Below are 22,541 nucleotides of genomic sequence, written 5' to 3'. Positions count from 1 at the left end.
CCCCGACTGTCGAGGAGACGAATGTGACCATCGCCGTTGAATTCCCGGTGCTGCCCGCGGTCAGCGAGTTTGTGCGTACCTCCCGGAACATGCTGATCGGGGGCGAGTGGGTGCCCGCGGCGTCGGGCAAGGTGTTCGCGACCCACGATCCGGCTACCGGCGAGATCCTGACCACCGTCGCTCACGGTGAGCGCGAGGACATCGACCGCGCGGTCAGGGCGGCGCGAGCGGCGTTCGAGGACGGTCCGTGGGCGCGGATGAAGCCGAACGAGCGCGAACGCCTGATCTGGCGCGTCGGCGATCTGCTCACCGAGCGGGCCGAGATCTTCGGACAGCTGGAGTCACTCGACAACGGCAAGTCGGCGGGCATCGCGCAGGTGGTGGACGCGGGCTGGTCCGGGGACATCTTCCGCTACTGTGCGGGCTGGGCCAGCAAGATCCAGGGTGCGACGGTCTCGGTGTCGATGCCGTTCGCGCCGGGCGGTGAGTTCCACGCCTACACCCTGCGCGAGCCGCTGGGCGTATGCGGGCAGATCACCCCGTGGAACTTTCCGCTGCTGATGGCCACCATGAAGATCGCGCCCGCACTGGCGGCCGGAAACACGGTGGTGCTCAAGCCCGCCGAGCAGACCCCGCTGACCTCGCTGCTGCTGGGCAGCCTGTTCGAGGAGGCAGGCTTTCCGCCGGGCGTGGTGAACGTGGTGCCCGGCTTCGGCGATGCCGGCGCCGCGCTGGCCGCCCACCACGACGTGGACAAGATCGCGTTCACCGGATCGACGGAGGTCGGCAAGCGGGTGCTCGCCGCGGCAGGCGGCAACCTCAAGAAGGTCTCGCTCGAGCTCGGCGGCAAGAGCCCCGTCATCGTGTTCGCCGACGCGGACCCCGAGGTGGCGGTGCCCGGCGCGGTCAACGGACTGCTGTTCAACCACGGTCAGTCGTGTGTGGCCGGAACCAGGCTCTTCGTGCAGGACTCGATCTTCGACGAGTTCACCCGCGCGGTGTCCGACGCCGTCGCGGCGGTGAAGATCGGACCCGGTCTCGATCCCGCCACTCAGCTCGGTCCGTTGGTTTCGCAGGAGCAGCTCGATCGGGTCGTCGGGTACATGGCGCAGGGCCACGCCGACGGTGCGCGGGCGTTGACCGGCGGAAAGCGCTGGGGCGACACGGGTTACTACGTCGAACCCACGGTCTTCGTGGACGTGCACCCGCAGCAGAGCATCGTGCGTGAGGAGATCTTCGGCCCGGTCGTGGTGGCCCAGCGATTCAGTGCCGAGGACGGCCCGATCGCCGCGGCCAACGATTCGATCTACGGGCTGGCCGCCGGCGTCTTCACCCGTGACCTGTCCAAGGCGCACCGCACCGCCAAAGCGTTGAAGGCGGGTTCGGTCTGGGTCAACCAGTACAACGCCTTCGACAGCGCGTTACCGTTCGGCGGGTTCAAACAGTCGGGGTGGGGACGCGAACTCGGCGGCGCGCTCGATCTCTACCTGCAGACCAAAGCGGTGAACGTTGCGCTCTGAAGCATCGGCCGCAGCGGCGGACACGACAGCGACCGACCTCGCCCGTGCGCGGCGGCACGGCGTCGGCGACCTGTTGCATCGCACCGCGCGCCGGTATCCGGGCAAGCTCGCCGTCGTCGACGGGGACCGGCGCTTCACCTATGCCGAGTTCGACGCGGCGGTGAACCGGGCGGCGCACGCGCTCGACGAACGCGGCATCGCGAAGGGTGATCGGCTGGCCCTGCTGAGCCACAACCGGTGGGAATTCGCGGTGCTCACCTTCGCGACGGCCCGATTGGGCGTGGTGCTGGTGCCGATCAACTTCATGCTGACGAGCCGGGAAGTCGCCTACATCCTGACCGACTCGCGAGCTTCGGGATTGGTCGCCGAAGACGCGCTGGTGCCGACCGCGGCCGAGGCGATAACGCGGGCCGGGCTGTCGATCGCCGTGCTCGGCCAGATCGGCGGGGAGCCGGCCGCGGGGTGGTCGGACGTGGGCCGATGGTGCCTGAGCGAGTCCGCGGCCCCGATCGACATCCCGATCGCCGACGACGATCCGATCCGGCTGATGTACACCTCGGGCACCGAGTCGAGCCCGAAGGGCGTCATTCACACCAGCCGCTCGCTGATCAGCCAGTATGTCAGCTGTGCGGTGGACGGTGAGATGAGCGCCGACGACGTGGAGGTGCACGCCCTGCCGATGTATCACTGCGCGCAGCTGGACTGCTTCTTCGCGGTGGACGTCTATCTCGGGGCGACCAGCGTCATCCTGCCCCAGCCAAACCCGCGGGTGTTGCTGGCGACCATCGAGAGCCATCGCATCACCAAGTTGTTCGCGCCGCCCACGGTGTGGATCTCGCTGCTGCGCTGTCCCGAGTTCGACACCACGGATCTGTCGAGCCTGCGCAAAGGGTATTACGGTGCCTCGCCGATGCCGGTGGAGGTGTTGCACGAGATGCGGCGCCGCCTGCCCGGCGTGCGGTTGTGGAACTTCTACGGGCAGACCGAACTCGCACCGATGGCCACCATCCTGCGGCCGGACGAGCAGGTCGACCATGCGGGCAGCGCGGGCAGGCCGGCGATCAATGTCGAGACCGCGGTGGTGGACGACGACGGCGAACCGGTGCCCGCGGGCGTGGTCGGCGAGATCGTGCACCGCAGCCCGCACGTCACGGCGGGCTATTACAACGACGCGGACAAGACCGCCGAGGCGTTCCGGGGCGGCTGGTTCCATTCGGGTGATCTGGGCGTGCTGAGCCCGGACGGATACCTGAGCGTCGTCGACCGCAAGAAGGACATGATCAAGACCGGGGGCGAGAACGTCGCTTCCCGTGAGGTCGAGGAGGCGCTGTACGGGGTCGACGGCGTCGCCGAGGTCGCGGTGTTCGGTATCCCGCATCCGCATTGGATCGAGGCGGTGACCGCGGTGATCGTCGCCAGAGACGATCGTGCGGTCACTGTGGACGCGGTCCTCGACCACGCGAAGGCGGTGCTGGCGCCGTACAAACGGCCGAAGTACGTCGTGTTCGTGGACGCGCTGCCCAAGAATCCGAGCGGAAAGATCGTCAAACGCGAACTCCGCGCCCAATTCGGTGGATTGGCTCAGTAGACGAAGGACGCGCTATGGGAGACACCCGAGGCAAAGTGGCAGTCGCTGCACCCAACCCCGTTGCCGTGCAGCTGAATCAGCTGTTCGACCGGTGGCACCGGGCCAACGGCAGGCAATTGACGAACCGGGCGCTCGCACAGGCGCTGCGGCAACGCGGGTACCCCGTGTCGGTGCCGTACCTTTCGCAGCTGCGCAACGGCATCAGGACCAATCCGTCCGACGCGCTGCTTTCGGTGTTGGCCGACTACTTCGGGGTGCGGGCGGGAGACCTGACCGCTCCGGTCGCACTGCCGGACATCGCGGTCGCACCGGACGGCGTGCTCGGCGAGGGCTTGACCAACCCGGCCATGGACCGCCTCGTCCGGCTGTGCACGACGCTGTCACCGGACTCGATCGACATCCTGATCGAGGTGGCCGACCATCTGCGCTGTGCGGAGGGACTGCTCCCGGAACGTTGCACGGCGCAGTGGTAGCGGGGGTGTCGCTCAGCGATGGCCGTCGGGCGACTGCACCAGCTCAACGGCGCCTGCGAGACCGGCCTCGTTGGCCCGGCTGACTCCTTCCTGGAGAGCAGTGCCCCTGTCTACCCACACCCTCATCAGCGGTGCCGGACCCACCGGCCTGACCCTGGCCAGGCGATTTCGGTCCGGCCGTGTTCTGCTATCACGCCCGCCCCGGCACCCGCATCCTCATCAGACTTGACGGCTACATCGCCACGTGCACCGACCCGTCCTGACGAACCGATCACGCAGAGGTGTGCCGGGCCCGCTTGCCCGGCACCGTTCCGTGACACGGGCCGCGCGCCGAGTTCGGCGGGCGTCCCGTGCTCAGCGTGCGCCGGCCGTGCGGAGTTGGAAGCGCGCGAGCTTGCCGGTCGACGTGGTCGGGAGGGCATCGACCAGCTCGATTCTGCTGGGGCGCTTGAACGGTGCCAGGTCGGTGCGCAGGGCGGCAAGGACGGCACGGCGGACGATGGCGGGGTCCGATCCGGTGGCGACGATGTAGGCGATGGCGTCGTCCAGCCCGTCCGCGTTGCGGCCGGAGACCACGGCGCAGTCGATCACCCCGGCGACACCCTGGATGACGCGCTCGATCTCGCCCGGTGCGACCTTGTGGCCGCCGAGATTGAGCATGTCGTCGGCGCGCGCGAGATAGTGCACCGTGCCGTCGGCCACGCGCGCGATGTCGCCGGTGTAGACGCCGCCGTCGGCGAAGGTGTTCCGTTGCGCGTCAGGGCGATTCAGATAGCCCATGGCCACGGTGGGGCCCGCGATGTGCAGCCTGCCATCGGTACCGTCGGTCAGCGCGTTGCCTGCTTCGTCGCGCACCGTCGCGACCACGCCGGGGGCGAATATGCCCGCGGCCTGCCCGTCGGCCGTCACCGGCTGATCGGCGACGACGAATCCTATTCGGGCACCGGGGAGCCCGGTCTTGGCGTCGGCCTCAGTGTCGTGGAGGGGCAGCGGGTGTTCGCGCGCGCCCTCGGCGCGCGATTGCCGCAGCTGCTGGTCTGCACCACCGAGCTGGACGAGGCCCGCGCGTTCTACGCCGCGCCCACCGGCGAGACAGCGGTGGCGGGCGCGGTGGGGATCGAGTCGGCGGAGGCGGTGCTGCGTGCCGAACTCTGCGACGTGCTCGGGCTGGACGAACTCGATCGGCTCGCCTCGCTGTACGACCTGGGCGCCGACTCGCTGACCATGCTCGACCTGCTGGACACGATCAAGCAGCATTTCGGTGTCGAACTCGAGCTGGCCCGATTCAGCCATCGGGTCAGCCTCGACGAGATCGTCTGCAGGCTGGTCGAATCGGCCGGAACAGCCGGGCCGGAGGATGTTGTGCTCGACATATGGCAGGCGGGCAGCGGCCGCGACATCGTGTGCCTGGTGCATCCGGTCGGCGGCGACATTCAGGCCTACCGGGAGTTGGTCTCGGCCTTGGCGCCGGAGCTGACCGTGTGCCTGATCGCCGACCCGGCGCTGCGGCAGGCCAACGCGCCGTCCTGGACGCTGACGGAGCGGGCCCGGCACTACTACGGCGCGCTGCGCACCCGCTTCCCGGCCGAGGAGTGGCGGTGGCAGCTGGCCGGGTGGTCCTTCGGGGCCTGGGTCGCGCTCGGGATGGCCGCCGAGGCCGAGCACGCCGGACATCCGGCGCGGGGGCTGCACCTGATCGATCCGCCACCGCCGGGAGCAGGTCCGCTGGTGCGCGCCTACGATCGAGCTCGGCTCGACGACGTCTTCGCCAGGGAACTCGACTATGCCGGTGCCGCGGCGGCCACCGCGTACGCCGAACGCCTGGCCCGGTGTTGCCGCGCGAACCTCGACAGCATGGTCGAGCACCGGCTTCCGCGTCTGACCCGCACGCCGGGCGAGCTCTGGCTCGCCACCACGGAGAGCCCGACCACCGCTGCGCGACAACAGGATTGGACCGCGCACTTGACCACGGCCACCCGGTGGCATCGGCTGGACACCACCCATCACGGCATCGTCCGGGCGCCGTATGCCCGAGCCATCGCCGAGGCGATCAACGAGGAGACGGCCCTGATCTGACTCACGCGTGGTCGATCATCGCGGTGATCTCGGCCGCTATCATCTGCGTTGGCGCGCCGCGGATCGCGAGGGGCCGGGCCGCGTCGCCGAATGCCCTTCCAACAACGGAGTCGAAGCGCATGACCGCACCACCGCAACGGATTGCGATCGATCCCGCTGTCGCAGAACGGGGTCCGACGGCGTTGCGGATCGCGGTCGGCGGCCAGTTGCGCCGACTGCGCGAAGCGTGCGGCATCACGCCGCAGGTGGCGGGTGATCACATTCGTGGTTCCTACGCCAAGATCAGCCGACTCGAGTTGGGCCGCCACGGGTTCAAGGAACGTGACATCGTCGACCTGCTCGACCTGTACGGGGTCGCCGACACCGAACAGCGGGCGATGTTCGTCGACCTCGCGCTCAAGGCCAACGAGCCGGGGTGGTGGCAGCGCTACAGCGACCTGCTGCCTCAGTGGTTCGAGACCTACGTCGGGCTGGAAGGCGCGGCCTGTACGATCAGAACCTTTGAGGGCCAATTGGTTCCGGGCCTGCTGCAGACCGAGGACTATGCCGCGGCGGTGGTTTCAGAAGGGCACGCCGACGGCGACGCGACGCGACGGGTCGAGCTGCGGACCAAACGTCAGGAGGTCCTCGACGCGCAGGGCGGGCCGGTGCTGTGGGCGGTCTTGGACGAGGCGGTGCTGCGCCGCCCGGTTGGCGGTGTCGACGTGCAACGCGCGCAGATCGAGCATCTGGTGACTATGTCGGCCAAACCCGGTGTGACGATCCAAGTGCTGTCGTACGGGTCCGGCGGCAACGCCGCGGCGGGCGGTTCCTTCACGATGCTGCGCTTCGCCGAACGTGACATCCCCGACATCGTCTACCTCGAACAACTGTCCACCGCCCTCTATCTCGACGGCAGCGACGAGGTCCAGCTCTATCGCGGCGTGATGGACCGCCTGTCGGTCCAAGCCGAATCGCCCGAGCGGTCGAGAGAGCTACTGACCGCCGCGGCCGCCGCCCTCTGAATGTGCGCGCACTGCGCGCACGGCTGAACAACGGTGGTATGCCGACCTGCCGGGGCGAAGTGCGGTGGCGGTGCGAATCCGGCAACGCTGGAGCAACTCGGCTGATCCGGTGGTTGGACTTCGCCGGTGGTGTGGCCGCACATGGACACGTGCGAATATATACACGTCGACAACGTTCTAGAGCGGGTTATGTCTAACGAGTATGGCCGGAAGTATAAGCGTGGCTATATGTGACTGAGGTTACAGAAGTCTTGGCTAGTTTTCGGCAACATATCTTTCTGCTTCGCCGATAGGCCTGCGAGTGCAACGTGGCGCTCGCGTTCGTCCGGCTCGGGGACCGGATTGTCTGTGTGCCCGGCGGTCTCAGCGACCGTCACCGAACGAAGGGTTCGATCTTGTTGCGAAGGGTTCCTGCTCAGCCGAATTCGGCACGACGATCAGTACCGAAGATGAACAGTGTTGTGCTGGTGGTTGTTTCGCTGCTGACCATGCTGGTCGCCACGGCCGGATGGCCGGGTAGGGCCTCGGCGGCGTTCAATCCGGCGGCGTTCGACTTCTGGGTCGACTCACCGGTGATGGGGCCGATCAAGACCCGGGTGCTGCGTGCCGCCGACGGGAATACGAATCGGGTCGTCTACGTGCTCGACGGTATGCGGGCACGGGAGGACATCAGCGGCTGGGAGATCGAGACGGACATCGCCGAGACCCTGGCGAATTGGAACATCAATGTGGTCATGCCCGTCGGCGGCCAGTCCAGCTTCTATGCGAACTGGAACGCGCCGAGCGAGTTCTTCGGCATCCCGGCCGGCACCGGTTCGGCGAGCACCGGTTCCGGCGTGACCGACTCGCTGGGGGCCGGTCCTGGCAAGAGCTATCGCTACGACTGGGAGAGCTTCCTATCTCGCGATCTGCGGTGGGCCCTGCGGGATCGTTTGGGCTTCAACCCGAATCGCAACGGCGTGTTCGGACTGTCGATGGGCGCGAGTGCGGCACTGGCGCTTGCCGCGTACTACCCCGATCAATTCAGTTTCGCTGGGGCGTTTTCCGGTTACCTGAACATCTCCGCGCCGGGCATGCGGGAGGGAATCCGGCTGGCGATGCTCGATGCGGGCGGCTACAACGTCGATTCCATGGCCCCGCCGTGGGGTTCGCAGTGGCTGCGGATGGATCCGTTCGTATTCGCGCCCACTCTGATCGCCAACCGCACGCCCATCTGGGTGTCGGCGGGCAGCGGGCGACCCACGGCCGATGACCGTCCCAGCATGCCCACGCTCTACGGCATGGCGCTCGAGGCGATGGCGCTGGTCAACACCCGCTCCTTCCAGGTGCGCATGGCCTCCCTCGGCGCCGACAACGTCACCTATTCGTTCCCCGCCTTCGGCATCCACGCATGGAACACCTGGCAGCAGGAGACGAAACAGATGATTCCGGCGTTGTCGGCCAATATCGGCTGACCGAGTGCGACGTCCCTGGGGTTGTCGCGCACCGGCTGGGTCGGCCTGAATCGCGGGAGGAACTCCAGCGCAATCCGGTAGCCGCAGGATTGCTAACATCGCACTCTGTGTAGACGATGAGTGCGTTGTGATCGCTGATCACTCGAATGGAGACCGACCGAGGAGTTCTGATGAAACGTGCCGCAATGCTGCTCGCCGCCGTGGCGGGCATTTCCGTCCCCGTGGTGTCGATGGCCGGGGGAGCGAGTCTGACGCCGACCGCCGCGGCCTATCCGGTCGGTCCATGGGGTGTCGACGGGTGTGGCGGCAAAGCGCCGGAACAGTGCCCACTGAGTCCATCGGAAGACGGCCTGACCTGGTCCTGGCACGGTGACGCCTGGAATTACGACAAGACCGGCGCGTTCGTCTGCATGTCCTCGGCCTTCTGGTGTCCACCGCTGATGGCCGTCGTTCGCGCGCTGCCGCCGACCCCGATCGGTTCCTGGATCAATCCGTCCTGATCGATCCGCGGGCCGGGCGCTGCGGTGTCCGACCCGTGGTGGTTCGCTAAGGCGCGTGAGAGCGGCATCACAGCGCGAACTCGCTACCCTAGGGCTAGCTTGAAGATATGGAGGTGACATCTCCGCATTAGCTGGGCTGCCGCCGACGGGTGGGTGTACCCGCTCCCGACGAAACGCGGTGTCCCGGAGACCGATCGAGAGGAGTCGAGTCGATGCGCATGTTCGCCACGATGCTCGCCGCGGCGGTCGTCGCCAGCACCGGCTGCGCCACAATGGCTTTCGCCGCACCCGCCACCGAATTCGCGATCGGGAAGCCGGGTTTCGTCAGCAATGACGGCGTACGGGTCGGGTATTTCGAGTACGGGCCCGCCGACGGCCCGGTGGTGCTGACGACCGGCGGCTGGCCGGGTGACTCCACCCTTGTCGCGCCGCTGGCCGAAGCGCTCGCCGAGCGTGGTATGCACGTGATCCGCTGGGATATGCGCGGTGCGGGCGCCACCGATCACCCGACGGGGCCGAACGCCTATTCGATGGAGAATCTGGTGGCCGACTTCGACGCCGTCGTCGAGCGGGTCGCCCCCAGTCGGCCGGTGCACGTGGTCGGCGAGGGCTGGCCCGCGTTCATCGCGAGTCAGAGCGCGAACGACCACCCGGGCCGGATCGCCTCCATCTCCTCGGTGGGCTTTCCCGCACTCGATCTGGCGGGCAACGCATTACGCCGCGTGCCGCGGGAGAAGCCGCAACTCGTCGGGCAGTGGGCCCAGCAGATGGCCGCGCTGACCTACCTTGCGGGCATCCAGGTCCCGGAGTTGCCGGAGTTGGCCGTGCGCACCGGTATCCCCGTGGCGCTGCTGGGCATCGTCGCGCGGGCCATGACCGATCCGTCCACCCCCGTGCCGCCCACCGACCCGCGTGACGATGTCGACGGGCTGCAACGGTATCGCCAGGCGAACTGGCCGCACCTAACCCAGCCCACCTTTGACTACGTGGATGTTCCTGTCCTGCAGGTCTTTCAGATGGACGACGACTTCCTGGAGACCCCGATCCTGATCGACGGCCTCGCCGAACGCACCCCGCGCTTGGAGCTGCACACGTTGCACGGCAACCACTTCAATGCCATGACCGGCGGCAACGGCGCCCAGATCCTCGAGGACGCGACCCGCGTCATCCGCGGTACCGAGTGATCGGCGTCAGGTGTGGCAATCGACGCAGCTGATCAGTGTGTGCTCGGGCAACCGGGCGAACTGATCGCTGACGAACGCGGTCCACTCCGCGGCTCGTTCGTCGCTGACGTCCGCGCGTAGACCCCGGTCACCGCGTTCATACCAGAGGCCATCGATGACGAGAACGGCCGGGTGCCAGGTATTGCGGGCCAGATACTGCGCACGGGTGAAGCCGCCGATGTAGGTGTCGAGCAGGGGATCGTGGTGTCCGGCTCGGTATTCGTCCCACTGTCGGGCCGCGCTTTCGTGCGCATGGCGCCGCATCGCGTCGAAGTCGATATCGCGTTTGCGCGTTTGCGCGGTGTGCAGGGATGTGCCGGCGCTGGCGGTTTCCCAGTATTCGGCGCGGTGCGGGTCCGGTTCGCCTGTGCGGCACCAGAAGTCGGGGCGTACCGCGGCGCCGCCCGCGCGGACGGTCAGGTACTGCGCCCAGCGACCGCCGAGCGTCCAGTAGTCCCACCGGGCCTTCCAATTCTCGGTATCCCAGTAGTACCAACCATGCTCATCCTGCCCAACGCCCTCCTCCGCCATGAGATCGCCTGCTCCCCACCGTAATACCGCGGGGATGTCGTCTGGGTCGAGCCCGTCGACCGGATGCTCGCGCAGCACCCGCCGGTCGACCTCGAGCTCGGCCGCGGATACGTGGCGGCGGTACGGCGAAAGCCGGGTTCGCTCGCCGTAGAGCGACAATTGCCGTTCCACGTCGGCGCCGACGACAACTACCAGGAAATGCATCGGCCACCGTCGCGGACCTGGCACGTCACCGCGCGCAGGGGAGTCGACGACAGCTCGTGTGATGTACCGGCCTGCCTCACATCATCGAACCCTAATACGACCGACACGGGATACCGATGCCGGGCGCACCGATGATTTCCCAGCGGCTCGATCGTCGGTATGGCTGTATCAGGGATGTGATCGAGGATCTGATCTCGACGACCAGAGAGGAAATCCAGGCATGACCAAGCCGTTCCGATTCGGGGTCGTCGCCCCGCTCCTGACCGAGGTGCCGCAGTGGCGCGACCGTGCGCGCCGGATCGCCGACTGCGGCTATTCGACACTGTTGGTCGCCGACTTTCCGCAGACCCAACCGGCCCCCGCGCCGATGCTCGCCACCGTCGCGGCCCTGACCGACCTGCGGGTGGGCACCTGGGTGTATGCCTCCCCGTTTCGCCCGGCCTGGCTGACCGCATGGGAGGCGCACTCGCTGTCGCTGCTGACCGAGGGCCGCTTCGAGATGGGTATCGGCACCGGCAGACCGGGCATCGAGGACGAACTCCGTGCGAAGGGGCTGCCCGTCGTGCCGCCCACCGAGCGACTGGACCAGATCCGGGACACCGTACGGGCCTTGCGCGAGCTCGACGGCCCCGACCTGCACACCCCGGTCGGGATGGCGGTACTGGGCCCGAAGGCCAGGGCGCTGGCGGCCGAGATCGCCGACACGGTGACCTTCGCGTTGGGACCGCAACCCCGCGCCGAGATCGAGCGGCTGGCGCGTGACGTCCGCGCCCGTGGCGACGTGGAACTGGCGCTCGCGGTTCCGGTCATCGGTGATGCCGTCGCGCCCCACATGGCGCCCCCGACCACCGACCCCGCCGCACTGCGCGCGGTGGACGCGCTGACCGTGCTCCCGGACGACCCGGCCGCCGCCATCGAGGAAATCCAGCGTCGCCGCGAGGAGAACGGCTTTTCCTACTTCATCTTCGGCGCCGACTTCGCCGAACGGTTCGCGCCGGTCGTCGCCGAACTTGCCGGACGCTGAGGGATTACACACGGGCGCCATCGAAGTCGGGCCCGATGTGGCATCGGGCCCGACCTGTCTATCCGAGCCGAAACCGGCCGCTATTCCTCAGTCACACAACGTGAACGCGCACAATGGTGTCAAAACCTCAGTGGTGCTGTGGGATCCGACCGTACTCGGGAATCAGTCGGAAGGTGGCGCCGTCGCGGACGATGCGACCACCGGTGGGCGTGCCGAAGTGCGTGCCGAGCACCAGGGTCCGCGTGTCGGCGAACCGCTCGATGAACCCCCGTCTGGTGCGCGCGGCCGCCGCGCTGTCGGTGTCCATCGCCACCGACCACTCGGGATGGGCGACCTGGAACTGGCAATGCATCAAATCGCCGGTGATGACGGCACTTTCGCCACCGTCCTCGATGAGGACAGAGACATGACCCGGTGTGTGACCCGCCGTGCTGAGCAGCGAGACACCCGGCACGATGGTCTGGCCTGGCTCGACCCAGGTGATCAGGCCCGCGTCCGCGATGGGCGCGAGGGAATCCGCGAAAACGGCGGCGCCGTCGACCATGCTGTAGCCGAACTCCGAGTACGCCTCGCAGGCACGCGGGTCCTGGGCGAAGGCCGCCCAGTGTTCGTACTCCTCGCGCACGAAGAAGTACTCGGCGTTGGGGAACGTCGGCTGCCAGCGGTCGTTCTCGCGCATCGTGTTCCAGCCGACATGATCGATGTGCAGGTGGGTCGCGAGCACACCGTCGACCTCGTCGCGCCGCCACACCTGTTCGAATCGCGTCAGGAAGTCGGTGTCGAGATTATCGAAGGCGTGCGCGATGCGCTTTTTCCCGTTGCCGATCCCGGTGTCGACCACGATCTTGTGGGAGGGGGTTTCCACAAGCAGGGAGTGGATCATCCCGTTGAGCTTGTCGCCGTCGAAGTAGGTCGGACGCAACCAGTCGATGCCCTCGATGTCGGCCCGGGTCAGCGTCGGGAAGACGTCGAGCAGGAAGTCCATCGGCGTCCAGCCTTGGGACTCTTCGATTTTCGTGATCGAGATCTTGCCGATCTGCCACTGTTCGGTGCTCATGACGCGCCCTTTCAGCCGATCGTCTCGGTGGTGGCGGTCGGGTCCGGGTGGCGGAGGGGGCGCCGCTGGTAGGTGCGCAATCGAAGGGGCGACCAGTCCTCGGTGCGGGGATCGTTGCTGCTCATTGCGTTTCTCCTAGAAGAGGGAAGGTGATGCTCTCCGAACAGGTCTACGCCCATCTGCCGCCCACCACCGCCTGGCTCGGACGCCGCCCTATTCGCCCGCCGATCGCACGAACTACACCGCGGCGTGGGCCGAGGCACATCGTCTGTTTCATCGGACGCTGCTGGCGGGCTGCGGCAACGCCGTGCTGCTGGAGACCTTCGATCGGATGTGGACCGCGAGTGAATTGCCCCGGCGCTGGTCGGCACACCGCAACCCCGACCGCGACGGCGTCGAGGAGCATCGCCGTCTGGAGGAGGCCGCGCTGGCTCGCGACGGCGAGGCCGCCGCCGAGATTCTGGTGCACCATCTCACCCTGACCGCGACCGGCTTGCGCAGTCCGGTGGGCCGCGGTGCGACGGTGGGTGGTCCGGCCTGATCCGCCGTGGCCGGACAGACGAAATCCCCTGCGGTGCAGGGGATTTCTGTGGCTGTTACTGATCTCTGCCCAGGCCGAGTTCGGGCAGCAGTGTGAAGACACCGGGCGAGCCGGGCGCGATTTGCTGCGGTGCCGGCGTCGTGCGGCCGGATCCGATGACGGTCGTGGTGAAGATCGGCGCGGGGTCCGGGTAGCACGACACCGGAACGTTCACCGCGAAGGGTCCGGCCTGTGCGTTCACCACCATGGTCAAGCCGGGGTCGGTGTAGCTGGTGCCCGCCAGGGTGGTCGTGATCGAGCCGGAATTGCCCGCCGTCACGTTCACGGTGAGCGCGGGCAGGGTGAAGGTCGAGCCGCCGGCCAGCCGGTCGGTCACCTTGATCGCCGCCTTGCCGCCGCTGGTGTCGATCGTGGCGTTGACGGTGCCGCCGGACAGGGATGAGGACACGTAGGTGGAATTGGTCGGGAACGGCGCGACCAGCTTCAGATCACGGACATAATTGATCTTGTATCCACCCTGCTCCGCAGGGATCTGGCCTTGTCCGGCAACGATATTGATGCCCACCGCGGCGCCGGGTGCCGCTGTGGCCGGTGCCGTGCCGTTGACCTGCATGGTCATCGTGGATTCCTGCGGCGCGCTGAGCGGCGGTTTGGCCTGACACTTGAAATTGACCGTCACCGGGTCGGCCGCGGCAGGCCCGGCCAGGAGCGCGGCGGGCGCAAGTGCCAGGGAGGCGAGAGCCGAGATCGTGGATATGCGAACGAAATTGGCCGTTCGTGTTTTCATGGTCTTTCCTCGCGAATCTTTTTCGAGTGCGCGGCCGACCGCAATGAGCCGGTCGTGCAAGGCAGACGCTCATCCGAAATGCGAATGCTTCTGATTGATACACCGATTATGTGCAGGATGCACAGCCGAGTAGAAGCGGACCGTCTGGGGATCTGACTGGGGATTCGATCCGCGCGAGCACGGCCTCTTGACAGGGCTGCTCGCGCCGTCCATCGTCGCTCGACGCCTACGCCCCGCGGTGCATGATCCCTGGCTGGTGTGGTGATCAGCTACGCCCCAACGCAATTCGAGCGCGATCGCACCGATGTTGCCCGCCCGTGCGCAGCCGAGGGGTTACGGCAGACGGCGAAAGTATTCGCCGAGCGCGAATCGCCTGCCGAGGTTGACCGAAACCTTTTCGCTGTCTTGGTATTCCGCGGCCAGGATGACCCGGAATTCGAAACTGACTCGGGTCTGGCCGGAGGTATTGCGTACGTTGCCGTGTTTGAGCTCGCAGGCGTTGAAGATCAGCGCGGAGCCGACCGACACCACCGCGGGCTGGAATTCTTCGGAACCGCTTCTCGATTCCAGCCAGACGCAATTGCACTCGTTGACGGCCGTCAACGGAACCCAGATGTTCGTCTCCCGGCGGTGATGCCCGGCGTCGCTGTCCCGATGCCACCGGGCGACCGCGACATTGCCGGGCGTCTGGAAGCGAAAGTTGGGTCGTTCCTGAAATACGACCTCTGCGCCGAACAACGGCTGAACCCACTCGGCCACGAATCGGGTGTAGACGTCATAGAAGTCCTGGCCGATCGTATACATCAGCCGATGCAACTCGGTGGATTGCTCGTTCTCGGTCGTCAGCCGCGGGACCACGTGGTGGCGGTGTAGGTCCTCCAATCTTTCGACGCCCAGGTGCGTGCGCACGATCTGGTCGAAGGGGTACTTCTGGAGGTCGTATTCCAGGTCTCGCCAGGCACGCTCCGACAACGCCCATACCCTTCCATTGCCCGAAAGCGACCAATGCTGGATGTGCGTCGGATGACGGCCAGCGGGAGGGAGTGTACTCGACGCGATACGCCCGTCGGTCCGATCCCAGAGGTGAGTCGCCATGTCCGGATCGCGGGTGTTTTCGGGTGCTCGTCAGGGCATCACGGGCGTGGGAATCAGCCGGGTCGCCCCGTCCCGCGCGACCGGAGCCACGCCGCGTAGAAGGGGATACCGAACGGTCGATACCAGATCTTCTGCACGAAGAACTGCCACGCCGCCACCGTCAATCCGACCATGCCGATTCCGGTGACCGAGAGGATCCACTCTTGATCGTGACTGCGCGCCAGTGCGATCAAACCCATCAGCGCGAGCACCAGTGCGCTGAGGAAGCCCAGGCCGACGAGGATGTCCACCAGGCGGCGCCGAATCTTCGCGTGCCGGTGGTGCGTGCGGACCTCGTCCATCAACGCGTCCGAGAGTGCGGTTTCGGCGATGCGGGAGGCGAGTTTGATCTGCGAGGCCGAAATCCACATCGTCGACGCGAGAATCAGGCCCTTGCCGCGCACCTTCGCCAACAGCACCGGGCCGCGGTCGCTGTCGGGACCGTCGTTATAGAGCAGCGGTATCCAGTCCGATCCCCACCAGGTGAACCAACCGAACCAAATGGAGGTGGAAATGCCACGGCGCGGGCCGTAGCGTATACCGGGCTTGGCTTGGCCGCCGGGGGTCTTCGGTATGAATTCATCAGGGACATTGAGGAATATCTCGTGCGGCCGTTCCTTGCACAGGTTCGGTTCCGGATCGAGCGGGTCGGCGAGGCCGCGCAGGATCGGATGGTTCTTGCGCGCCCGCGCCCGGCGTGCTCTCGTCCCGTGTGCGGTGGCCCGGCTCGGCCAGTCGGTGACCACGCGCAGTTCACCGGCGCCGAGCACGGCGTCGTAGGACTCCTGTACGGGACGTGACTGCGCGGTCTGCGATTCGATGAAGACTATCGCCTGTTCTTTCATCAACTCGCCCACATGAACTCGCGCCTGCGTGCGCAGGTAGGTCAGGGTGGCATCGGACTTGTAGAGCGGGTCGCCATTGGCCGAGTCCCAGCTGATGACGAACAGCTTGGTGCCGGAGTACAACTCGGTGGACGTCGGAAAGGTCGTCACCGTGTAGATCTCCGGGTCGGGGAGTGAGTCCGGGGAGTCCTCGGCCGCGAGCCGGATGTCTTTCCAGAAACAGTATCTCGACGGCGGCGGGTTCCGCATGTAGGGCGAGGGTAGCTGGAAGTTCAGGATGCCCCGTGCGCCGGCGGGAGTTTCACCGGGATCGGCGATGACCACAATTCTCTTGTGTGGCGTATCGGACATACCGTAACCAACCTCTGAAAGGGCAGAATCCAGCTATAGACTCCGCGACCCTGCCTCGAGTCTACGTGCCGATCCGCCTGTGGCGCCGTCGTTCTCACAGCCGACGCCGGTTCATAAGCGACCCGATCGCATTCCAGAAATGGTGGGCGAGTGGTGTCGGTGGGGGCGAACGTCGGTGGTAGCGGCGTCGTGGCGCGGTGCGCCGACTTCAGGTGCGACGCATGAAAGCGATGGTGTAGTAGACGTTTTGGATGTTGCGCTCGAGCACGCTGACGAGCTCCCAGCCCTGCGATTCGAGGAATTCGATGCCGTTGACGAGGTGCACGACCGGCTCGAAGATCGCACGTTGATAACCGTCCGCGCCGAATACGAAGCCGCCGGTTTGGGGCGAACTCAAAACGAGATATTTCCGTGGGTAGGACCGTAGATCGACGACGCCGTTCAACACGGCGACGACATCGAAGATGGGTCCGGGGGCGGGAGCGTTCACGCCGTCATCGTGCAGCATGCGCGAAGGTCTACGCGGCACCGGTCCCGGGTGCGACGGGGCGCGGCGGCGGAAACCGCGGACTTCACGACGCGTCGGCGGCGGATGACGTGCGTTCCAGGTATATGACCTTGTCGGCGGCCGCGATCACATCGGGGTTGTGCGACACCACGATCCATGCCGCGGTGTCGCGCCGCGGCATGTTCGCCCAGAGCGCGCGAACGGTGGCGGGGTCGATCGAGGAGTCGCAGTCGTCGATGAGGTAGAGGTCGGCGGGCTGCAACAGCATCCTGGCCAGGGCCAGGCGCTGACGTTGCCCGCCGGAGAGTTGGCTCGCGTCGCCGGAATCGAGCCGGGTGTGCGCGCCCTGCGGCAGTTCGGCCGAGCCGGGGCGCAGGTGCACGGCCGCGAGCACCTCGTCGATGCGATCCGGCGCGACGGTCGTCCCGAGCGCGAGATTGTCGGCGATCGTGCCGCGCAGGAACTTCGGGAACTGACCGGCGTAGGCGATCCGTGGCGGCCGCAGTCGCGCGCCGTCGCCGGTGACATCGACGCCGTTCCAGCTCAGGGTGCCCGACACCGGGGGCTGCAGCGCCGCGATCTCCCGGACCAGCGTGCTCTTGCCGGAGCCGACCTCGCCGGTGAGCACGAGGAGTTGGCCCGGTCGCACCGAGAAGTCCAGCGCGACCATCGCGGCCGATGAGCTTGTGCGCCAGCGCAACTCGTGCAGCGGCGGCAGGGCTTCAGCGGGGTCCGATGCTTGCCGGTCCGCGACGCCGAGTTCGTCGAGGCGGCTCAGGGAAACCTTGCCGCGCTGGTAGCGGGCCAGAATCTTGCCGAAGAAATACATCTGCTGGCCGAGCCACCCCGAGTACGTGATGAACAGCGCCAGCTTGCCGACCTCGAACCCGCCGGAGCGGATCTGGAAGGTCATGCTCAGCAATACGATCGCGGTGCCGAAGGTGACCAGATTCCGGAACAGGTCCGAGAGCAGATCGGTGAAGACCTGCTGGCGCAGCTGATAGTGACGACGATCGTCGAAGCTGTTCTGTAACAGGCGCATCCGCTGTTCCACCGTGCCGGACAGGCGCAGGTCGCGAATGCCGGTGATGGTGTCGGCGATCGTGGCGCCGATGCGGCCCTGACGCTGCCTGGTCTGCACCTGGTACTCGGCCACCCGCTTCTTGAGCGCCACCGAGGCCAGGAGTCCGCCGAGCAGCAACAGCAGCGGCAAGGTCATCACGACATCGGTGACCGCGAGCATCGCGATCGCCAGCACTGTCAGCACCGAACGATAGATCAGGTCGGTGGTCCACTCGAGCAGGCCGCCGATCTCGTCGGTGTCGTCGCGCAGCCGGTTGAGCGTTTCCCCGTCGCCGAGGCCGCGCGCAGTGGGCGACGGCGCGTCGAGCAGCTTGCCGAGCACGACGATCTTGAGCCACGCGCTGGTCCGGAAGATCAGCTTGAAGGTCAGTTGCAGGCCGATGAACAGCACCAGGGCCCGCAACGCCATCGCGGCGACGATGGCGGCCAGCAGCCACCAGGTTCGCGCGTCGACGGTTTCGGAGCCCGCGCGGTCGAGCAGCCGGGCCACCAGCGCGCCGATGACGAGCGGCAGCGCGTAAATCGTTGTCCACGCGGTCATCGCGCCGGCGTAGAGACCCTTGATGCGGCCGGTGCCGCGCGCGAGAACGATGGCGAGGGTGGAGTCTGTCGCGGTCATCGCTGTGTCCCGCCCGTTTCGGCCACTGCGGCGCCCTCGACCATCGAGACCACCCGTCCGTGGTCCATGGTCAGCACCGCGTCCACGGTCGCGAGCGCGAGCTTGCGATGCTCGACCAGCACGACGGTCCGGTCGCGGCGGACCTCGTCGATGAGTTCGGCCCAGTGCCGTTCGGTGTCCGGGTCCAGCCGGGAGGTGCCTTCGTCGACGATCAGCAGGCTGTAAGGCCGGATCAACGCGCGTGCTCCGGCGATGAGCTGGAGTTCGCCCGCCGACAGTGCCCGCCCGCCCGCGCCGATGCGGGTGTCGAGACCCTTGGGTAGCGCGCGGACCCATTCGGCCGCGCGCAGCCGTTCGAGAACCTGCCAGATCTGGGCGGCGTCGATCTCGGGATCGAACAGTGTCACATTCTCGCGCACCGTCGCGGCGAAGACGTGCGCGCGCTGACTCATGACGGTCACGCGGCGGGCGAAGTCGGCCGGATCGATGTCGTGCACGTCGACGCCGCCGATGGTGACGCGACCCGACTGCGGGACGGCCAGGCCGCACAGCAGATTGACGACGGTGCTCTTGCCCGCGCCCGTGCGGCCCACGATGCCGAGGCTGCCCGCGGCGGGCACCTCGAACGAGACGTCGGTGAGCACGGTCTGCGCGCCGTAGCCGAAGCTCACCTCGTCGAATCGGACGGCGAGCGGTCCGGCGGGCAACGGCTTGCGCGCGTTCGCCGCGGTGCCCTCGGTACGCGGCTGGTCGAGCGTGCGTGCGGCGATGGCGGTCACGGCGAACATTTCCTGCAACTGCCCGGCCTGCGAGGACATTTCCTCCATCGGCTTCTGCATGAGGTCGACGTAGAGGTAGATCACGGTGAGCGTGCCGACGGTGATGCCGCCGTGGCCGAGCTGGTGCAACCCGAACCCGAAACCGAGGCCGAAGGCCAGCGCGACGAACAGCTGGGTCACCGGCCAGAACGCACGGCCACCGATGTAGGCGCGGCCCTCGGTGCGATAGAGGCGATCGAGGTCGTGCGCGACGCGGCCGGTGGCCCAGTGCCCGCGGCCGAGGGACTGCAGGTCGGCGCGTGCGGCGACGGTGTCGCCGACGAAGCCGAACAGTTCGGCCTGCTGATCGCGCGCGAGTTCCCAACGGGCCACGGCGATTCGGGCGAGGCGGCCCAGTACCGCGCAGACGAGGACGACGAGGACCGCGATGCCGAGCCCGGCAGCAGGAACCTGGAGGAACAGCACGAACAGTGCGCCCGCGGTGATCGCGATGTTGCCGATCAGGCGCAGGCCCGCGTCGGCGATGGATCGTCCGACCACGTCCGCGGCGCCCTCGATCCGCTCCAGCGCCGCGCCGACCGGTGTCCGCTCGACCTCCAACACGGGCGTATCGATCGTGAAGCGCCGCAACAACTTTTCGCGCAGGCTGTCTGCCGCGCGCCAGGCGAACCGTACGCCGAGATAGCTGGCCGCCACCCGGGTGGTACCGCCCACCAGCGCGATCGCCAGATAGAGCAGTGCGATCTCGACGAGAGTGCCCTGGCCGCTGCCCGCGATGGCTTGATCCACGAACCGCTTGACGACGAGCGGGCCGATCAGTGTCGCGACGACACTGACGAGCAGGACTGCGAGCGCGGCGCCCGCCGCCCACTTCAATGGCGCGAATTCGCGCGCGAGCAAGCGAGTCCCCGCCCGACCAGACAACGAAACCAACGTTCAGCCCCCTCGGCCCACTGGGTGTGCACGCGCAGAAATGGTGTCTACATCAGCTCGTGTGACACTCGCCAGGAATGTCGAGCAGTGCGTCACCCTCGACCGGGTCAGGCTAGCAGCAGGACCGTACGAGGCCGTGGTGATATGCGTCACGTCAAGTGTCGCTGGACAATTGCTTCGCGGTTACCTTAGCGTCGCACTGGGAGCCAGTCTGCGGGGATATTGGCGGGTGAAGTGATCGTCGGTGGTACTGATCGATGAGGGGGACCGGCTCGGATGAATGTCGTTTCCAGACCGTATGACGACATCAATTCTGGATTGTATATAGACGTCGGATCGATACTCGGGCATGCGCTCGTCCTCAAATGCGAGGGCTTGAATTTCGGCGGATCCATCAAAATGCGCGCGGCCGCGTCGATGATGCGGGCGGCGGTCGCCGATGCCGCGTTCGGCGCTGACTCGATCCTCATCGAATCGTCCTCGGGAAACATGGGCGTCGCGTTGAGCGCGACGGCGGCGAGCATGGGGGTGCGCTTCGTCTGCGTCACCGACTCCCGCTGCAACGAGACGGCCATCGCCGCCATGCGGGCCTTCGGAGCGCACGTCGTGGTGCTCGACGAACCCGATCCGGTCGGCGGTCTGCTGCTCGCCCGGCTGAACTGGATTCGGGACCGGCTGGCCGGCGACAGCCGCTACGTCTGGCTCGACCAATACTCCAACGACGCCAATTGGCAGGCGCACTACCGCGGTACCGCGCCGGAGATCCACGCGCGGTTCCCCGATCTGGACGTGTTGTTCGTCGGTGTCGGCACCGGCGGCACCGCGATGGGCTGTGCACGCTATTTCGCCGACATCGGTAGTGACCTGCGGATTGTCGCGGTGGACCCGATCGGGTCGGTGAGCTTCGGGCATCCGTCCGAACGCAGGCTGATCCCCGGGCTCGGCGCGGGCGTCGTCCCGCCGCTGCTCGACACCACGCTGGTGCACGACGTGGTCCGGGTCTCGGAGATCGACACGATCAGGATGTGCCGGACCCTGGCGGGCGCGGGCTTTCTGTTCGGCGGATCGACCGGAACGGTGGTGCACGGCGCGCGGTCCTGGCTGGCCGAGCACGATCCGGCACGGCGCTGCACGGCGCTGGCGATATCGCCGGACTTCGGAGATCGCTATCTGAGCACCATCTACAACGACGCCTGGGTGGACGAGAACTACGGACCGGCGGCCTTGTGTCCGTTAACGGTTCATTCACCTTCTGTTTGCTGAGCTTTTGCTACAGAGCACGAAAGAGGAAGAGTGTTGTGTTCGACTTCGATCTCGTGACCGGCCCGGTGGTCAATGACATTCTGCGGAACAATCGAACTGCCGTCATAGATATCGTGCGCGACGCCTACGTCGCGCATCGTGCGGGAAGCACGGTCAACCCGGACAGCTATTTCCTGCGATTCCCGGACAAACCCGCCGCGCGGATCATCGCGCTGCCCGCGTTCCTCGGCGGCGACGTCGGGCTCGCCGGGATCAAGTGGATCTCCAGCTTCCCGGAGAACATCACCAGGGGCGCCCCGCGCGCCTCGGCGGTGCTGGTGCTCAACGACTACGCCACCGGCTACCCGATCGCGTGTCTGGAGGCCGCGACGATCAGCGCCGCCCGCACCGCTGCCTCCGCCGCGCTCGCCGCGCGCACGTTGCGACCCGAGGGCTACGCGAGCACCGCGATCGCGGTGCTCGGCGCCGGCGTCATCGCGCGCAACATCTGTGACTACCTGCTCGCGATCGGCTGCCGCCCAAGCGAATTCGTCATCTACGACCTGCACGAGGCGTCGAGCCGGGCGCTCGCCGACTACCTGAGTCAAGAGCTCGGCCAGCAGGCGAGCATCGCGGCCGGCCTCGCGGACGCGTTGAGCGCCGAGACGGTGGTGCTGGCGACGACAGCCGCGAAGCCCTACATCGACGCGAAATTCGCGCCAGGTCAGCTGGTGCTCAACATCTCGCTGCGGGACCTGGCCCCCGAGGTGGTGCTCGCGGCGACCAATATCGTCGACGACGTCGACCACTGCCTCAAGGCCGACACCTCGCCGCATCTCGCCGAACAGCTCAGCGGGTCACGGGATTTCGTCACCGGCACGCTCGCCGACATCCTCACCGGGGCGCTCGATGTGCCCGGCGCGGGCCCGGTGGTCTTCTCGCCGTTCGGGATGGGCGTGCTCGATCTCGCGGTGGGGGCGTACGTGCACAAGCGCGCCCGCGCGGCGGGCACCGCGCTCGCGGTGCCGGAGTTCTTCGCCGAGACCAGCCGATGGTGAGCGGACC

21 protein-coding genes are annotated in these 22,541 nt (G+C 67.1%); 12 read left to right on the top strand and 9 right to left on the bottom strand.

Annotated elements, in window-relative coordinates:
* Window positions 1–89 precede the first annotated feature (89 nt).
* Genes F5X71_RS19795 through F5X71_RS19785 form a run of 3 tightly spaced genes read left to right on the top strand, consistent with a single transcriptional unit; the run spans window position 90 to window position 3,581 of the window.
* On the top strand, window positions 90–1,520 hold the full coding sequence (locus tag F5X71_RS19795; RefSeq protein ID WP_167466583.1) for an aldehyde dehydrogenase family protein: 1,431 nt from the start codon (window positions 90–92) through the stop codon (window positions 1,518–1,520).
* The gene (locus tag F5X71_RS19790) at window positions 1,510–3,108 is read left to right on the top strand and encodes an acyl-CoA synthetase (RefSeq protein ID WP_167463384.1); all 1,599 of its coding nucleotides are present in this window, start codon (window positions 1,510–1,512) and stop codon (window positions 3,106–3,108) included. Before F5X71_RS19795 ends, F5X71_RS19790 begins: the two co-directional genes overlap by 11 nt.
* Before the next feature lie 14 nt (window positions 3,109–3,122).
* Window positions 3,123–3,581 (top strand): helix-turn-helix domain-containing protein, encoded by a 459-nt coding sequence (locus tag F5X71_RS19785; RefSeq protein WP_167463383.1) that lies wholly within the window; start codon window positions 3,123–3,125, stop codon window positions 3,579–3,581.
* Between the two features lie 354 nt (window positions 3,582–3,935).
* Here F5X71_RS19785 and F5X71_RS36640 read toward each other — a convergent pair whose 3' ends face one another.
* The gene (locus F5X71_RS36640; RefSeq protein ID WP_203218190.1) at window positions 3,936–4,490 is read right to left on the bottom strand and encodes a class I adenylate-forming enzyme family protein; all 555 of its coding nucleotides are present in this window, start codon (window positions 4,488–4,490) and stop codon (window positions 3,936–3,938) included.
* Window positions 4,491–4,574: 84 nt separating this feature from the next.
* Here F5X71_RS36640 and F5X71_RS19775 point away from each other — a divergent pair, with 84 nt between their 5' ends.
* From F5X71_RS19775 to F5X71_RS19755, 5 genes are all read left to right on the top strand, one after another.
* Window positions 4,575–5,657 carry a thioesterase domain-containing protein gene (locus F5X71_RS19775; RefSeq protein ID WP_203218189.1) on the top strand — a complete coding sequence of 361 codons (1,083 nt, stop codon included), beginning with the start codon at window positions 4,575–4,577 and terminating at the stop codon, window positions 5,655–5,657.
* 119 nt (window positions 5,658–5,776) lie between these two features.
* The gene (locus F5X71_RS19770; protein ID WP_167463381.1) at window positions 5,777–6,661 is read left to right on the top strand and encodes a helix-turn-helix domain-containing protein; all 885 of its coding nucleotides are present in this window, start codon (window positions 5,777–5,779) and stop codon (window positions 6,659–6,661) included.
* Window positions 6,662–7,110: 449 nt separating this feature from the next.
* Entirely contained in the window at window positions 7,111–8,115 is a 1,005-nt protein-coding gene (locus F5X71_RS19765) for an alpha/beta hydrolase (RefSeq protein ID WP_167463380.1), read from the top strand.
* 170 nt (window positions 8,116–8,285) lie between these two features.
* The gene (locus tag F5X71_RS19760; protein WP_238815336.1) at window positions 8,286–8,615 is read left to right on the top strand and encodes a hypothetical protein; all 330 of its coding nucleotides are present in this window, start codon (window positions 8,286–8,288) and stop codon (window positions 8,613–8,615) included.
* A 212-nt stretch (window positions 8,616–8,827) separates the two neighbouring features.
* Entirely contained in the window at window positions 8,828–9,799 is a 972-nt protein-coding gene (locus tag F5X71_RS19755) for an alpha/beta fold hydrolase (protein WP_167463379.1), read from the top strand.
* A gap of 6 nt (window positions 9,800–9,805) precedes the next feature.
* On the opposite strand, the gene F5X71_RS19750 is transcribed toward F5X71_RS19755, so the two are convergent.
* Entirely contained in the window at window positions 9,806–10,573 is a 768-nt protein-coding gene (locus F5X71_RS19750; RefSeq protein WP_167463378.1) for a hypothetical protein, read from the bottom strand.
* A gap of 220 nt (window positions 10,574–10,793) precedes the next feature.
* On the opposite strand from F5X71_RS19750, the gene F5X71_RS19745 reads away from it, so the two are divergent.
* The gene (locus F5X71_RS19745) at window positions 10,794–11,597 is read left to right on the top strand and encodes an LLM class flavin-dependent oxidoreductase (RefSeq protein ID WP_167463377.1); all 804 of its coding nucleotides are present in this window, start codon (window positions 10,794–10,796) and stop codon (window positions 11,595–11,597) included.
* Window positions 11,598–11,724: 127 nt separating this feature from the next.
* Here F5X71_RS19745 and F5X71_RS19740 read toward each other — a convergent pair whose 3' ends face one another.
* The gene (locus F5X71_RS19740) at window positions 11,725–12,654 is read right to left on the bottom strand and encodes an MBL fold metallo-hydrolase (protein ID WP_167463376.1); all 930 of its coding nucleotides are present in this window, start codon (window positions 12,652–12,654) and stop codon (window positions 11,725–11,727) included.
* Between the two features lie 196 nt (window positions 12,655–12,850).
* On the opposite strand from F5X71_RS19740, the gene F5X71_RS19735 reads away from it, so the two are divergent.
* Complete coding sequence (locus tag F5X71_RS19735; RefSeq protein ID WP_275106806.1) at window positions 12,851–13,195, top strand: FCD domain-containing protein; 345 nt, start codon at window positions 12,851–12,853, stop codon at window positions 13,193–13,195.
* Between the two features lie 55 nt (window positions 13,196–13,250).
* Here F5X71_RS19735 and F5X71_RS19730 read toward each other — a convergent pair whose 3' ends face one another.
* The 6 genes from F5X71_RS19730 to F5X71_RS19705 all read right to left on the bottom strand — a co-directional run bounded on the left by F5X71_RS19730 (window position 13,251) and on the right by F5X71_RS19705 (window position 20,201).
* The gene (locus F5X71_RS19730; RefSeq protein WP_167463375.1) at window positions 13,251–13,982 is read right to left on the bottom strand and encodes a cyclase; all 732 of its coding nucleotides are present in this window, start codon (window positions 13,980–13,982) and stop codon (window positions 13,251–13,253) included.
* Window positions 13,983–14,315: 333 nt separating this feature from the next.
* The gene (locus tag F5X71_RS19725) at window positions 14,316–14,954 is read right to left on the bottom strand and encodes a phytanoyl-CoA dioxygenase family protein (RefSeq protein ID WP_167463374.1); all 639 of its coding nucleotides are present in this window, start codon (window positions 14,952–14,954) and stop codon (window positions 14,316–14,318) included.
* A gap of 176 nt (window positions 14,955–15,130) precedes the next feature.
* On the bottom strand, window positions 15,131–16,312 hold the full coding sequence (locus F5X71_RS19720; protein ID WP_167463373.1) for a hypothetical protein: 1,182 nt from the start codon (window positions 16,310–16,312) through the stop codon (window positions 15,131–15,133).
* Between the two features lie 208 nt (window positions 16,313–16,520).
* On the bottom strand, window positions 16,521–16,820 hold the full coding sequence (locus F5X71_RS19715; protein ID WP_167463372.1) for a hypothetical protein: 300 nt from the start codon (window positions 16,818–16,820) through the stop codon (window positions 16,521–16,523).
* Between the two features lie 64 nt (window positions 16,821–16,884).
* Entirely contained in the window at window positions 16,885–18,522 is a 1,638-nt protein-coding gene (locus tag F5X71_RS19710) for an ATP-binding cassette domain-containing protein (protein ID WP_167463371.1), read from the bottom strand.
* Window positions 18,519–20,201 carry an ABC transporter ATP-binding protein gene (locus tag F5X71_RS19705; RefSeq protein WP_203218188.1) on the bottom strand — a complete coding sequence of 561 codons (1,683 nt, stop codon included), beginning with the start codon at window positions 20,199–20,201 and terminating at the stop codon, window positions 18,519–18,521. The genes F5X71_RS19710 and F5X71_RS19705 overlap by 4 nt, the downstream gene beginning before the upstream one ends.
* A gap of 309 nt (window positions 20,202–20,510) precedes the next feature.
* On the opposite strand from F5X71_RS19705, the gene F5X71_RS19700 reads away from it, so the two are divergent.
* On the top strand, window positions 20,511–21,497 hold the full coding sequence (locus F5X71_RS19700; RefSeq protein WP_167463369.1) for a pyridoxal-phosphate dependent enzyme: 987 nt from the start codon (window positions 20,511–20,513) through the stop codon (window positions 21,495–21,497).
* 35 nt (window positions 21,498–21,532) lie between these two features.
* Window positions 21,533–22,534: a 2,3-diaminopropionate biosynthesis protein SbnB gene (gene sbnB, locus F5X71_RS19695; RefSeq protein ID WP_167463368.1), complete on the top strand. Its 1,002-nt coding sequence runs from the start codon at window positions 21,533–21,535 to the stop codon at window positions 22,532–22,534.
* The last annotated feature ends 7 nt before the right edge of the window (window positions 22,535–22,541 follow it).

The organism is Nocardia brasiliensis (assembly GCF_011801125.1).
GTDB classification, from domain to species: Bacteria; Actinomycetota; Actinomycetes; order Mycobacteriales; family Mycobacteriaceae; genus Nocardia; species Nocardia brasiliensis_C.
The sequence above is the reverse complement of the archived record's forward strand: the minus strand, read 5'-3'. Positions and strand labels throughout refer to the sequence as shown.

Coding starts and splice junctions, on each gene's coding strand:
- F5X71_RS19770 (WP_167463381.1), top strand. CDS start 5,777: ATGACCGCACCACCGCAACGGATTGCGATCGATCCCGCTGTCGCAGAA.
- F5X71_RS19785 (WP_167463383.1), top strand. CDS start 3,123: ATGGGAGACACCCGAGGCAAAGTGGCAGTCGCTGCACCCAACCCCGTT.
- F5X71_RS19750 (WP_167463378.1), bottom strand. CDS start 10,573: ATGCATTTCCTGGTAGTTGTCGTCGGCGCCGACGTGGAACGGCAATTG.
- F5X71_RS19710 (WP_167463371.1), bottom strand. CDS start 18,522: ATGACCGCGACAGACTCCACCCTCGCCATCGTTCTCGCGCGCGGCACC.
- F5X71_RS19740 (WP_167463376.1), bottom strand. CDS start 12,654: ATGAGCACCGAACAGTGGCAGATCGGCAAGATCTCGATCACGAAAATC.
- F5X71_RS19700 (WP_167463369.1), top strand. CDS start 20,511: ATGAATGTCGTTTCCAGACCGTATGACGACATCAATTCTGGATTGTAT.
- F5X71_RS19765 (WP_167463380.1), top strand. CDS start 7,111: ATGAACAGTGTTGTGCTGGTGGTTGTTTCGCTGCTGACCATGCTGGTC.
- F5X71_RS19760 (WP_238815336.1), top strand. CDS start 8,286: ATGAAACGTGCCGCAATGCTGCTCGCCGCCGTGGCGGGCATTTCCGTC.
- F5X71_RS19795 (WP_167466583.1), top strand. CDS start 90: ATGCTGATCGGGGGCGAGTGGGTGCCCGCGGCGTCGGGCAAGGTGTTC.
- F5X71_RS19755 (WP_167463379.1), top strand. CDS start 8,828: ATGCGCATGTTCGCCACGATGCTCGCCGCGGCGGTCGTCGCCAGCACC.
- F5X71_RS19730 (WP_167463375.1), bottom strand. CDS start 13,982: ATGAAAACACGAACGGCCAATTTCGTTCGCATATCCACGATCTCGGCT.
- F5X71_RS19715 (WP_167463372.1), bottom strand. CDS start 16,820: ATGCTGCACGATGACGGCGTGAACGCTCCCGCCCCCGGACCCATCTTC.
- F5X71_RS19745 (WP_167463377.1), top strand. CDS start 10,794: ATGACCAAGCCGTTCCGATTCGGGGTCGTCGCCCCGCTCCTGACCGAG.
- F5X71_RS19720 (WP_167463373.1), bottom strand. CDS start 16,312: ATGTCCGATACGCCACACAAGAGAATTGTGGTCATCGCCGATCCCGGT.